Source organism: Spirosoma areae, from assembly GCF_054781775.1.
In genome coordinates this window covers 74,132-87,379 of sequence record NZ_BAAGTT010000027.1, presented here as the reverse complement: position 1 = coordinate 87,379, position 13,248 = coordinate 74,132, and the positions used below count along the sequence as shown (strand labels likewise).

Below are 13,248 nucleotides of genomic sequence, written 5' to 3'. Positions count from 1 at the left end.
CCTGAAACCAACCGAAACTCATGAAATCCTTCCTCTCCTTTACCTTCCTCGTGACCGGGGCTGTCCTCTGGATGGCCGCCCGACCGACCGACGTGCTGACCGACCTGAAACTAACGACAGAACAGGTACACAACCAGGTATTTTACCAGCTCTCAACGGAAAATCCCACGACAGAACTGCCCGGTAAGCTTCGCCAGGTTGGCAAGCAGCTTTCGGCGGGGGCGCGGGTGTCGGCGGTGCAGGCGATGGGCGCTTTGGTACGCACCTACGTGCAATCGACCGATTTCCGAAGCCGCTACGACCACTGGATGCGCGACCGCTACCGGGTTAGTGATGAGCAGACCGCCGAAGCCCAACACGCCGAGAAGGCATCGATGAACGACGTTCAGACGGCTGTTGATCAGCAGCTTGCCCAGACCAGTGCGGTGTTCGACCAGATGCCCCCGGCTACGCTGGCCATGATGCTTCAGCAGCAACTGATGCAGCTACAGCAGCAGTTGATCAACGCCGACGCCCCCGGCAAAGCCGCCCTGACCCGCGACCTGACCGTGTTAAGGCAACTACAACCGCTGGCCACTACAAAACCGGCTGAGTTCAAGACGAAATACATTGCCTTCATGAACCGCTACATGGCCCGGCAGATGGGTCAGGGACTGGAAGGCCAGGAAGAACGGCTGGCCGAAAACAAAGCCAAAGCCGCCGACTACCGCACCCGGCTGGCTCAATACAAGGCCAACGCCAACCCAAACATCGCTATCAAGAAACGGCTTACTGAGTTTATCACGCTGGCCGAGTCGGTCGATTTCGACGCAAAAGTCGAGAAGCAGGGGTACAAACTGGAGTTTGTCCGGCCCGACTACCGCAACCAGTCCGACGAGTGGAAGTTGCTGTACCGCATCGGTCGTGAGCCGGTCCTGACCGCCCGCGATGTAGCCCGCACCTGGCTGGGCGATCTGAAGTAGTAGTTCAAGTACGCTATCCTGCCATTCCACCTGTAAAAAGCCGCTGATGAAGCGGCTTTTTATATTCGTACTATTGAACCTTTTTAGGATTTTTCTTTAAGGCCTATAATGTGTTTGTTGGCCAGCCGGTTTTACCCCTAAATCCCCTAAAGGGGACTTACACCCGCCCGAAAGAAGCCCCCTTCAGGGCAGGGTTGTTAAGTGCTGGTTTTTAACCGCACGGGCGGCCCCGGCTGAAGGCGTGGCAGGAGTATAGCCAAAACACGCCAAAAGTCCAGCTTGAAGCCCGAAGGGGTGACAGTATACCACCCCTTCGGGGTTTAAACCATTTTGGACCCGTTTTTACTATAATCATTCCACCCTTTCAGGGTTTAGCGTAACATCACATAATAAACAACCCGGTAATCAGGTTTAACCCAGTTCCTCCAGTTTTCTCTGAATGAGTTGCCGGTCCGTCGCGGTCTTTGCTAACTCATACGCCTGCCAAAAATTAATCGTTGCCTGCACCGGGTCAGTTTCCCGGTAAAGTTCGCCTAACAGCATAAAATATAGGTGGTTGGTATCCAGTCTGAGCGTTTTCACTGCCGCCAAAGCCGCCGCCCGCCCGCTAACTTTGTAGAGCGCATAGGTTCGGTTGAGGGCAACGCTGGGCGATTGATTGATTACCAGGAGCTGGTCGTACAGGTGCAGAATGGCCGCCCATTTTTCCGGTGTATCTTCTTTCACACAATGCCACGAAGCGATGCGGGCTTCCAGATGATAGGCGCTCAGTTGATCGCCCTGTAACGACCGTTCTAAATAAGCGAACCCCTGACGAATTAAGGCCGTATCCCATAAGGCGTCGTTTTGCTGTTCGTAAAGAACCAGCGAATCGTCGCCTGTTCGACGGGCACTTCCACCGAAGCGTCGGATCGTCCCGGACCCTCCAGTCCCGGACCCTCCAGTCCGGGACTGGAGGGTCCGGGCCTCAAATCGGGAGGCATGAAAACACATGAGGGCCAGTAGCGCGTTGGTTTTGGGTTGATTTGTTCGGTCATACTCGGTTAGCATGATGGCTAAGCGCATGGCTTCTAAACACACATCTTTCTGCAGGGGCCGGTTGTGGGTTCTTGACTGATACCCCTCGTTGAACAGCAGGTAGATCACGTGCAGCACCCGGTCTAACCGGCGCACTAATTCAGCTTCCGACGGCAACTCCATCGTTATGTTGGCCGCCCGCAATTTTTCTTTAGCCCGAAACAGTCGTTTGTTGATGGTCTCTTTATTCGACAAAAAAGCGTCGGCAATCTCATCAATACCGAAACCGCAGAGAATCCGCAGGGCCAAACCAATCTGGGCTTCATCGGCAATGAGGGGCGTGCAAATGGCAAACAGCATTTGCAGTTGGCTATCGCGGATTGTCTGGGCCGAGAAGCCCGGCTCGTCCCATTCATCTTCGTTCCTGAGCCGGGCCGCCAACTCAGGAATAATTTTGTCGTTCAGCAGGTTGCGCCTTTTGAACTGGTAGAGGGTTTTCTGTTTGGCGACGGTGTAGAGCCAGGCCGTTGGGTTGGCAGGCAGCCCCCGAACGCCCCAGGTTTCGGCCGCCAGCAGAAACGTTTCGCTCACAATGTCCTCGGCCAGCTCGATATGCTGCAAGCCAAATCGCTTACTGATAACAGCCACCAGTTTGGCAAACTCCTGCTGAAACAGAGATTTGATTGATTCCTGGGCGTTCTCCATACATACAGATGCTTACTCACCAGCCGGAGTGGGGCGTTAACCAGCCGATCAATTGAGCATGGGCCGAATTTCGACGCTGCCCTGGACCGCTAAGACCGGGCAGCCCTGGGCCAGCGCCGTCGCTTCGTCTAAACTGTCGGCGTTGACAACCAGAAAACTACCCAGCCGCTCCTTGACTTCCACAAACGGCCCATCGGTAATTAGACCATCGGCCCGCAGGACTTTCCCTTCAGTGGCCAGGCGAGTGCCGGTGCTGGCTAACTTGCCCTGGGCCGCAATACCGCCAACCCACTCCTGCCACTGCTTTGCAATCGCTTCCAACTCCGTGGGCGACATGCGCTCCAGGCTGGGTTGCCGAAATAATAAAATGAACTCGCTCATTGTATCTCAAAAAGTTTAGTGCTGCCCCGGTTGATCATCATCCACTGGTAGATGATCTTTTGCCAAAATGCGCTTATGGCGCTTTAGATTTTTTCCTGATTTCGATCAGCTATTTACCGGCTTGCGTTGGCAATGCGCCGGTTATCTGGCCGTAGTACCCAGGAGCAGACAGCGAGAACACCGAACAGGAGCGACCAAACCGACTGGCCAGGACCATCCTCCACTACTAAATGCGACATAAATGCGCCGGCAAAAAGAATGACAACACCTGCGTATACCCATTCTTTCAGCAGCAGAAATCCAGGTATAAGGATAATCAGGGCAGCGATCAGTTTGCATACACCCAGGATAGTCCCTAAATAGATTGGGTAGCCAAGATGGGTTAAAATGTTGTATACATACCCCTGGTTGAGTACATTAAAATCCCAAAGTGCTCCGTAAATTAATTCAAATGTCAGGAATGCCGTTATAATCCAATAAGCAATGCTTTTTGCCTTTGCGTGTTGGCGAGTCGGGGAAATGACGGATGGATTCATAAGTCGTTTTTGCGTTTTGTTTTTCTGTTTATCAGTTTACGATTGGCTGCCAGTTGAAGATGGTGTTTTAGTTTACAACCCAACAAGGATTGAGGTGCCTGAAATTGGACATCCTGAGTAGTATTTTTTTACATCAGCTTTTCAACCTGCCTAAAAATCGGTGCTGAAAGCGGGTTCGCTGAGTTTGCCTATAGCCACAAAAGTCAGCCAGTAATGTAAACTCAGGAGCAGCGTATTTCTGACAAAAGCCGTTTCATCAGCGGCTTTTGTCGTTTCAGGGCGAACGCCACTGGCCAGCTAAAAGCGGGGGGGCAACTTTGGTTCACGAACAACAACCGGAACGCCGGACCGTACTCATGAACAAGCTCTTCGCCTTTTTTCTGAGCCTTGCGCTCACTGTTGCCTCGGTGGCCTGCAAACACGACACCGACGTCGTAGTGCCCGATGGACCGGGCAGCCCCATACCCGGCCAGCCAACGCCCGACCGACCGGGTAAGGTCTGCCCTGCGGGGACACCCATTGGCGAGGTTACCACAAAAACCATCGGTCCCGAAGGGGGCGAACTGGTAGCCGCCGAATTGGGTATCCGCATCAGCGTACCCGCCGGAGCCGTTGCGTCGGCTCAACCCTTTAGTGTGCAGCCCATTGGCAGCACAGGGCCACAGGCACTCGGAATGGGCTTTCGTCTGGCTCCACACGGCATCACGTTTAAAAAACCCGTTACAATAACGGTGCGCTATGATCCGGAAACACTGCCGGGTACCGTGCCCGACGTACTTGCCCTGGCTTACCAGAACAGCCGGGGTGTGTGGGTGCTGGCCGCCAAAGGCAACGTCGACACAACGGCCCATACCGTGAGCGTGGAGACGACCCATTTCAGCGACTGGAACCTGCTGCAACGGGCCGTTCTGACGCCGGAGACAGGCTTTGTCCGGCCGGGGGGCAATCTGGTTCTATCCGTGAAGATACTGGCCGGGGATGTATCTGCACCCCTACCCGGCGAAGAAGAAGTGCCTGAGCCGTATGAGTCGCCGGAGAAGGCGGTTAACTACAGCACCTGGAACCTGTCGGGCGAAGGTAAACTCACGCCAGCGTCCTTTAAAGCGTCGTATGATGCCCCCAACGCACCCCCTGCCCGCAACCCGGTCGCCGTAAGTATTAAACTCAGAGGCCCGGCGGTTGTCGATGGCAAGCCGTACAAAGAGTTGTGGCTGGTATCGAACATCTACATCGCCCAGGAAGGACTTACCTACCGCATTAACAAGGGTAAGTGGATACATACGACGGCCAGTGCGCTGGGAGCAGCTTTCGTGTCGAACGGTTATTTGTTTTTAAGCACAGGAACAGCCAAAGAGGGCAACCTTGGCGTGACCATCATTACGCCCAAACCTACGTATGCGCTGGGCGATGACGATCCTATTCAGTTCTCACCAACCAGAACGCCCTGGTCGGCTGGTGCTCAGCCCACTACATTCAATCTATCCGACTACACCAGCGGCACCCTACACCTGCATTACTACAAGCAGAAGGTCAGTACCGGCACCCTCAACATCAGCAGTTTCGGCCCCGTCGGTTCCTGGGTTATTGGCAGTTTCGAACTGGATGCTGCGGGTATCCTGCACCCCACCAATGGATTCACCGGCACAGCTCAAATTGAGGGCTTCTTCAAACTTCCACGCTCGCGAAACCTGAAATAGCCACTCATTCTCACAGGCTTACCAATACGTGGAGATGCCGGGGGTTAATCACGGGGGAAAAAGCCGCTTCACCAGCGGCTTTTTCCGTTTCAGCCAGCTACGGATTGGGTTTTGGGGCCGAAGGGCCGACCTTTGACCTACTTAATCAACCCTTAAACACAACCACTACAATGGAATTTACGTACCCGCATACAATTGAAAACTGCATCGGCGAAACGTTGACGTTTCGCGAACTACTCGCCGAACCGGATGGCGACAGAGTCCTCGTGGAAAACCAGGTTGCACCGGGCGTTGGGCCACCGATGCATGTCCACTGGCTACAGGACGAATGCCTGACGGTTGTTTCGGGCCAGCTTGCCTACCAGGTTCAGGGGCAGGCAACCCAGCACGCACGCGAAGGCGAAACCGTTCTGTTCAGGCGCGGTATGCCCCATCGGTTCTGGAATGAGGGCACCGAAATGCTGACCTGTACGGGCTGGATAAAGCCCGCCAATTCGGTTGTGTTTTTCCTGTCGTCCATCTTTGCGGCCCAAAATAAATCGGGCAAAGCCCAGCCGGAAGCCTTCGACGCGGCCTATCTGCTGACCCGGTACGCCAGCGAATACGACATGCTGGAGATTCCCCGGTTTGTTAAGCGCGTTATTCTTCCCATCACCTATCAGGCTGGGCGCCTGCTGGGCAAATACAAACAGTTTGAGCAGGCACCTAAACCGCTCTGACAACGACCTGCCTATCCCTTCGGAAAAGCCGCTTCATCAGCGGCTTTTCCCGTTTCATCAGGTTCAGCGCTGGATACATGCCGGAGACCAGCCAACTTTGACCCAGTCGAACAGTAAACAACAACTACCTCGCGAATAACCTCATGAAATCCTTCCTCTATCTCCTGCTGGCGGTCTTTACTCTGGGAATAACTGCCTGCAAACATGACAGCAACGAAATTGACCCGGCTCCTGCCAGTAGCGCTGGCGAAGGCGTTGAACGCCCGGTGGGTACACCGCTGGGTGCGGGTGTCAAAAAACAGATTGGACCCGCCGGTGGCAGTCTCCAGTCGGCAGATGGCACGCTTACCATCACCGTACCCGCCGGGGCGCTCACCGCCCTGACCGAAGTGGGCATTGAACCCATCACCAGCACCTGCCCCGGTGGCATCGGCGATGGCTGGCGGCTGACCCCGCATGGCCCGGCCTTCGCCAAACCGGTTCAGCTCACGCTGAATTATTCGGCCCAGAAAGACAGCGTGTCGCTACCGAAGGCCCTGGGCTTAGCCTACCAGGACGATAAGCGCGTATGGCGTTTTGTGGGCGCTACATCGGTGAACGCCACGACCCATACGCTGACCATGCAGACCAGCCACTTCAGCGACTGGGTGCTGCTGCAATGGATGACGCTCTCGCCCATTACCCAGCAACTGCACGAAAAACAGCAGTTGACGCTGGAAGCCCTTCAATACGTTTATGTTCCCGAAGACGATAAGGACATATTTGTGCCGATTGTGGCCAGCTACGAAAACGGCTACCCGGTGGGCGAAGCACATCAACTGTCCAATAAGTACATCAAGAAGTGGTCGCTGGCAGGTCCGGGGTCACTTCAGGAATTGTTTAGTGTGCCGGAGGCCATCTATACGGCGCCAGCCCAAATTCAGAAAACGCAAACCGTTGCGGTCAGTCTGGAATTAAAGGGGTTCAACGAGCAGGCCATTCTGGTGTCGAACATAACCTTAGTGGGCTTCTCGATTGACTACCTGCAGGTGGCCGAGCAGCACGGGCCAAATGGCCGGAACAGCCAGTTGCTTATCTACGGCAGCCACTTTGGGGCGCAGGACAAAGCCAAATCGAGTGTTATTGTTGGGGGCGAAGTGATTGGCGCCGAAGACATTGGACTGTGGAGCGATAACCTCATCATGTGCCGGATTCCAATGATTGGCCCCGGTTCATCCGGCGAAGTACGCATAAAAACGGCAGCGGGCACCGTCAGCGAACCCCACCTGCTAAACGAGTGGACCGTATCCATGCACATCAAACGACCCTGTGGCCGCGTCGGGCAGAGCCTCTACGAATCTGGCACGGTGTACCTGCGGATTCGGGGCGATGCCGCAACACCGCCCCAAAATCTGGAGCCTATCCTGACCCCCGGCCCGTATGACGATAACGCCAATACAGTCGCGTTTAAGTCGTATGTGCACTGGGAAGCGGGTGGCGAGGGCCACTCCAGCTACGACAACATCGAAAGTTGCGGCACCGAAAATGAACGATGGGCGGAAAGTAAAGGAGATATAGACCTGACAACCGACGTCAATAAGTCGGATAAGGAGTCGTTTAAAGTGGCTCTCTATCACCTGCCAGGGAAAGGATTTGAGGTCAGCTTTACGTATGAAGCGGTAGGTGTTGTGCCGGTCAATTTTGTATTCACCCCCTGCAAAGGCGATGCGGTACGAAACAACTACCCCTACACGGTTCATTTTCCTGGCGAGTTTCACGAAGAGCGTTTCCCGCTGCTGTTCAATGGCAACATCTTGAAAGGCGGAAAATCGAAGGTTCACGGAACGGGCGTTGGCTCTTCCAACCTGCACTTCGACATCAGTGACGCCCCCAACTGGAAACACGAACTTCAGCTAACCTGGAACGACACAAAAGCCAAGTGGTAGCGCATCATAACAGGGTGCTCTCCGCCGGTACGGAAAAAGCCGCTGGTGAAGCGGCTTTTTCCGTACCGGCGGAGAGCACTTTGGGTTTAAACCGACTAAGATAGCGACTGATTTTTAACCATAGGTAGTATCTTCACGACCGTTACTTTCCGGTTTTATGAAACAGTGGTTTTCTCTCGACCGCAACGAACTATTGGTGATGCTGTTGAGCTACCCAACGGTATTCCTGTCGAACTACTTGATTCTGGGGCCGTTGTACTTTCAGAACAGACAGGTGTTTCTGCCGACCACTATTGGAGTTAGCGGGCTGTATGTCCTGTCCGTCTGGCTGATGGATGCCTGGATGAAGTTTATGCGTTATCGGTACCCTCATCTGAGTCAGACGGCCCGGCGTGTGACTTACTCCATGATCGTCTATGTAGCCCTCACCTTTACGCTTATTAGCCTGGTTGCGGGAATTTATTACGTGGTGGAATTACCTGGCTATCAATTCAATGCCGGCCCGTTTCAGGTAGCCTTGCTGGTTGGCTTCGTGTCGGTGGTCCTCTCCAACGGCATTTTAGAGGCTATCTATTTCTTCAGGCAGTGGAAAAGCAGCATGGCGCGGGAGTACGAACTCAAGCAATTGCACATGCAGCGTCAGTTAGATGTATTGAAGCAGCAGGTCAACCCGCATTTTCTCTTCAACAGTCTGAACTCGCTGATTTCGCTCATTGGCGAGAATCCCCGGCAGGCGGAAACCTTTGCCGAAGAACTCAGTTCGGTGTACCGCTACGTGCTGCAAGCCAACCGTGGCGACGGACCGGAACACAACTTGACCGACCTAACCAGCGAACTCGGGTTCATCCACTCGTATTATCAACTGCTTAAAACTCGCCACGGGTGCGGTCTGAGTTTAGTCATTGCCGTCGATGAAAGGTTTGGCTCCTATCAGATTCCGCCCCTGACGCTACAACTGCTGGTCGAAAACGCCGTCAAACACAACATTGTCATGGCCGAACAGCCGCTGACGATTGAGATTACATCCGATGAGAAAGCCCAGCTGTCAGTACGCAACACCCTGCAAAAGAAGCCCACGCGAGTGCTGAGCAACGGCGTGGGGCTGACCAACATCATGGCGAAGTACCAGATGCTTGGCCAGCCTATGCCTACCGTACAGGAAGCCGACGGGCAGTTCGTGGTGACGCTGCCGCTGATCGCCAATCCATAGTATAGCTGGTATGACGCGGTAAAGACAAAAGCTGCTTCATAGGCGGCTTTTGCCGGTTCAGTGCCGTCACGATTGGCCGGGCGAGGATGGGCACCCAACTTTGGGGTAGTAGACAATGTAAATCTCTTCTGTTCACCATGAAAACTCCCATCGCTTATGCCCACGCAGTGGGCTGTCTCACCCTGCTCTCTGGCCTGCTGGCCCTGATTAGCCTACTGCTGCTTGCCATCCCGCTAGCCGACCACCCCGAAGCGCTCACCAACCCAGCCCAGATTTTGACCATCCCGAACGTAGATCAATCCCTGCTACGCTGGTCAATGATTGCCGATATGACCGGTTATTATCTGTTGCTGTTGCCGGTAATTTTCTACCTTAAGCCGCGGCTAAAAGCCCAAACGTCCTGGGCTGACATGATTACGTTCTGCGCCACAAGCTACGTGCTGATTGGGGCTATTGGGGCGGCTATTCTGGCCGCCGTTATACCCCCGTTACTGACGGATTATGCGTCGGCGACTGTCGGTGAAAGGGGCCAAATTGAAATTGTGTACCAGTCGGTGATAGACGTGGTATACGGTGGGTTGTGGAACCTGCTGGAAACGCTGCTGGCAGGTATCTGGTGGCTATTATTGGGTTATTTCCTGACCCAATTTGGCAAAGCGTTCCGCTGGACAACCCTCGTGCTGGGCGCGTTCACGCTGCTCGATGGACTTGGCAACGTAGTGGCATTGAAGGCAGTGGCCGAGCTTGGCCTAAATGGTTATTTAGTGCTGGCACCTGCCTGGGCCATCTGGCTGGGCATACGGCTCTGGCAAACTGACCGCCAAAGCCTGATGAAAGCCGAACGGAGCTGTATAACCGTTTGATGAACACCATGCTACTTAGGTAAACCATTTCCGCTCCTGCACAGGCGATTGATATAAACGGGATGCTCTATGACTAAAGCCACAAAAGCCGCTTCACCAGCGGCTTTTTCCGTTTCATCAGGTTCATCATTCCGGGCCGGAAACCGCCCCAATACCTTTGAGCCAGGTAAACAACAAACCCCGCAACAGCGGCCCTCTTTTTATGAAACCAACAACCTACTTCTTCCCGAACCTTCGCGTTCACACCCGTAGTACCCCAGCCGTATCCGTAGTTACCCGAATGTTCCTGCTGCTGATTGCCAGCCTGTTTCTGACGACAGGCTGCAAGAAAGAAACCGAGGTTAATCCTGTCGGTTCGCTGACAGCCAACGCCGGACCCGACCAGTCGGTGCAGGTTGGTCAGATCGTTACGCTCGATGGCTCAGCCTCAACGGACAGCCAGGGTAAACCGCTGTCTTATCAGTGGACGCTGCTCCGCAAGCCTGCCAAAAGCACCATTACCCTCGCCCAGCCAACTTCGTTTAAGCCAACCGTCAAACCCGATGAAGTAGGCGAGTATGAGTTTGAATTAGCCGTGACCAGCGCCAGCGGAAAAAGCACCGACAACGTAATCATAGCCGCATCAGCGTCCGAACCCATAGCCATCAACGCCAGCATCACCGTCAAAACGACCCTCATCGACCGCGTGCTGAATCCTGAACTGCCCGACTACGTCGTCACGAAATCCATCGACGTCACCCACGAACTGACGATTAATCCCGGTGTGGTGATTGCCTTCGAGCGCGACGCACGCATAAACATCAACGACAATGGTGGCCTGCTCATCGCGAAGGGCACGGCCGACAACAAAATCAAGTTTGTGGGTGTACAGCGCACCAAAGGCTATTGGGTGGGCATTTCGCTCTATTCGGGCAGCAACGCCAACATCCTGGAGCACGTTGAGGTGATGCACGCCGGAAGCCGCCCCATCTATAGCACGACCAAATCGGCCCTGTTTATGTCGGGGGGCAGCCGGGGGCAAATTGCCCTGAAAAACTGCCTGTTCTCGCAAAATGATGGCTATGGTATCTATGTCTACGAGGGTGCTATCCTGAGCGAATTCACAAAAAACGCCTTTACGAACAATACGGAGGCCGGTATTCTCCTGGATGCCGCGAACGTTCCAAACCTGGACCCAGCCTCTACGTTCACGGGGGGTAACGGACATAACATCGTGGAAGTGACGCCGTCGAGCATTACCAAAAGCACCACCGAAGTTGCCTGGGCAGGCTTTGCCGACAAAACTCCGTACCGGATCAACGGTGAGTTTACGGTCAATGCGGGCTGGAAACTAAACCCCGGCGTAACGCTCGAAATGAACCGCGACGCCGTTATCCGAATCAACACAGAAGGGTACATGAGCGCCAAAGGTACGGCAACGGAGAAAGTCGTCTTTACGGGTGCCGACCGCACGGCGGCCTACTGGCGGGGTATCATCTGCTACTCGGCCGATGCAAAGAACGCGCTGGAAAACGCCGAAGTCAAAAACGCGGGCAGCCTCACGATTGTGTCGGGTAAGAAGGCCAACATCGCCATCTACGGCAACCGGGCCACCATGAGCATCAAAAATACACGCATCAGCGGCAGCGGTGGCTACGGGGTTTATGTAAGCTACGGCTCCTCAGCCAACGCCGACCTCATGACGGCCAACACCTTCGAGGCCAACATGCAGACGAACGTGCTGATTGAGAAATAGTTGATGGTTTTTAGACAGGATTACAGGATTAACAGGATGGAAGCGTAAAATCCTGTAATCCTGTAATCCTGTCTAAAAAATTTATCTAACCAACGCTATACCAAACGACTTATGACCTTTCAGATTTGGGGAGCGGTATTTACGGGGATGGTTCTGTCGATCATGCTGCTGAACGTGGTGCAGTGGGCAACGCATCGGGATCGCAGCTATGGGCTATACACGCTCTATATGCTGGCCTGGCTGTTTTATTTTGGCCTGCGGGTTTATGCGTTCCGCGACTGGTTTTCGGTAGAAACCAACTATTTCGTCCGGGCGGCTGCGCCGATGGGCGCCTACTACGTTTATTTCGACTTCGCCGATGCCATCCTCGACCTGCGCCGTCGACTACCCCGTTTTTACCGCCACCTGCAATGGGTTAAAGTCGGCATTGTGGTCTATGTGGTTGGCCACCTTGTGCTGTGTTACACTCCGCTCTGGCATTCAGACGTTTACGAAAGCACGTTCATCGGTATGCGGCTGGCGATGGCCGTGCTGGGGGTGTATGGTATCCGGCAGATGCTGACCTTAGGCGACATGGTGTCGCGGGCTTATGCCATCGGCACGGCTTTTCTACTCACGGGCGGGCTGACAGCCATGTTTATGTCGCTAACCTGGCCCGCCGAAGACTGGTCGGGGCCGTTCTGGACGGTGTCGCTGACATATATGCAAATCGGCATCACCGCTGAACTTGTCTGTTTTTCGCTGGGGTTAAGCTACCGGCAGCGGCAGGCCGCCGTTCGGAGCGCGGTGGTGGAGCAGGAGTTGACAAACGAGCGCGAGAAGCACCACCGCGATCAACTGGAAGCCGAACTGGCCGTGCAACGGTTAGAGAAGGAAAAGACGGAGGTGCATATTCGGGCGTTGCAGGCACAGGTAAACCCGCATTTTCTGTTTAACAGCCTGAACTCACTGAGTGCACTCATCGACGACGACACCGAGCAGGCCGGGCTTTTCTTAGACGAACTGAGTTCTGTTTATCGGTATCTGCTTCGTGCCAACAATCAGATTCTGACTCCACTGTCCGCTGAACTGGCCTTTATTCAATCCTATTCTCATCTGTTGCAAACCCGACATGGCAATGCCCTGCGCGTGGTGTGGCAGGTGGACCCGCCCCTGCTCAACCGACAATTACCGCCCCTGACGCTGCAGTTGCTGGTCGAAAACGCCGTCAAACACAACATTGCCCTACCCGATCAACCCCTGACAATCGCCATTGCTACCGATGCACACAACCGGCTTCAGGTGCGAAACAATGTACAGCGCAAGACTATGCGCGTGGCCTCCAATGGCGTTGGCTTAGCGAATATCTGGTCGAAATACCAGATGCTGAATCAACCCGCCCCCACCATCCTCGAAGACGATGGGGAATTTGTAGTAACGCTGCCACTGATTCAGGGAGAATAGCGTGGAGCGCGGGGCAGGGAGCAGGGACTTATCTCTGCTCCTTGCCCCGTGCTCC

Annotated in this window: 11 protein-coding genes; 8 read left to right on the top strand and 3 right to left on the bottom strand. The window is 54.5% G+C overall.

Going from position 1 to position 13,248, the window contains the following annotated elements:
- Positions 1 to 20 precede the first annotated feature (20 nt).
- A complete protein-coding gene (locus tag ACYVI1_RS14535; protein WP_460911328.1) occupies positions 21 to 962 on the top strand; it encodes a hypothetical protein in 942 nt (313 codons plus the stop codon).
- Between the two features lie 411 nt (positions 963 to 1,373).
- On the opposite strand, the gene ACYVI1_RS14530 is transcribed toward ACYVI1_RS14535, so the two are convergent.
- From ACYVI1_RS14530 to ACYVI1_RS14520, 3 genes are all read right to left on the bottom strand, one after another.
- Positions 1,374 to 2,684: an RNA polymerase sigma factor gene (locus ACYVI1_RS14530; protein WP_460911327.1), complete on the bottom strand. Its 1,311-nt coding sequence runs from the start codon at positions 2,682 to 2,684 to the stop codon at positions 1,374 to 1,376.
- A gap of 48 nt (positions 2,685 to 2,732) precedes the next feature.
- The gene (locus ACYVI1_RS14525; protein WP_460911326.1) at positions 2,733 to 3,065 is read right to left on the bottom strand and encodes a YciI family protein; all 333 of its coding nucleotides are present in this window, start codon (positions 3,063 to 3,065) and stop codon (positions 2,733 to 2,735) included.
- 113 nt (positions 3,066 to 3,178) lie between these two features.
- The gene (locus tag ACYVI1_RS14520) at positions 3,179 to 3,601 is read right to left on the bottom strand and encodes a DoxX family protein (protein WP_460911325.1); all 423 of its coding nucleotides are present in this window, start codon (positions 3,599 to 3,601) and stop codon (positions 3,179 to 3,181) included.
- Positions 3,602 to 3,957: 356 nt separating this feature from the next.
- Here ACYVI1_RS14520 and ACYVI1_RS14515 point away from each other — a divergent pair, with 356 nt between their 5' ends.
- From ACYVI1_RS14515 to ACYVI1_RS14485, 7 genes are all read left to right on the top strand, one after another.
- The gene (locus ACYVI1_RS14515; RefSeq protein ID WP_460911324.1) at positions 3,958 to 5,298 is read left to right on the top strand and encodes a hypothetical protein; all 1,341 of its coding nucleotides are present in this window, start codon (positions 3,958 to 3,960) and stop codon (positions 5,296 to 5,298) included.
- 170 nt (positions 5,299 to 5,468) lie between these two features.
- Positions 5,469 to 6,017 carry a cupin domain-containing protein gene (locus ACYVI1_RS14510; RefSeq protein WP_460911323.1) on the top strand — a complete coding sequence of 183 codons (549 nt, stop codon included), beginning with the start codon at positions 5,469 to 5,471 and terminating at the stop codon, positions 6,015 to 6,017.
- Between the two features lie 143 nt (positions 6,018 to 6,160).
- Positions 6,161 to 7,942, top strand: a complete 1,782-nt coding sequence (locus ACYVI1_RS14505; protein WP_460911322.1) for an IPT/TIG domain-containing protein — start codon at positions 6,161 to 6,163, stop codon at positions 7,940 to 7,942.
- A gap of 157 nt (positions 7,943 to 8,099) precedes the next feature.
- Entirely contained in the window at positions 8,100 to 9,152 is a 1,053-nt protein-coding gene (locus ACYVI1_RS14500) for a sensor histidine kinase (protein WP_460911321.1), read from the top strand.
- Between the two features lie 137 nt (positions 9,153 to 9,289).
- A complete protein-coding gene (locus ACYVI1_RS14495; RefSeq protein ID WP_460911320.1) occupies positions 9,290 to 10,015 on the top strand; it encodes a hypothetical protein in 726 nt (241 codons plus the stop codon).
- Between the two features lie 202 nt (positions 10,016 to 10,217).
- The gene (locus ACYVI1_RS14490) at positions 10,218 to 11,750 is read left to right on the top strand and encodes a right-handed parallel beta-helix repeat-containing protein (RefSeq protein ID WP_460911319.1); all 1,533 of its coding nucleotides are present in this window, start codon (positions 10,218 to 10,220) and stop codon (positions 11,748 to 11,750) included.
- 111 nt (positions 11,751 to 11,861) lie between these two features.
- The gene (locus tag ACYVI1_RS14485) at positions 11,862 to 13,193 is read left to right on the top strand and encodes a histidine kinase (RefSeq protein ID WP_460911318.1); all 1,332 of its coding nucleotides are present in this window, start codon (positions 11,862 to 11,864) and stop codon (positions 13,191 to 13,193) included.
- Positions 13,194 to 13,248: the final 55 nt, after the last annotated feature.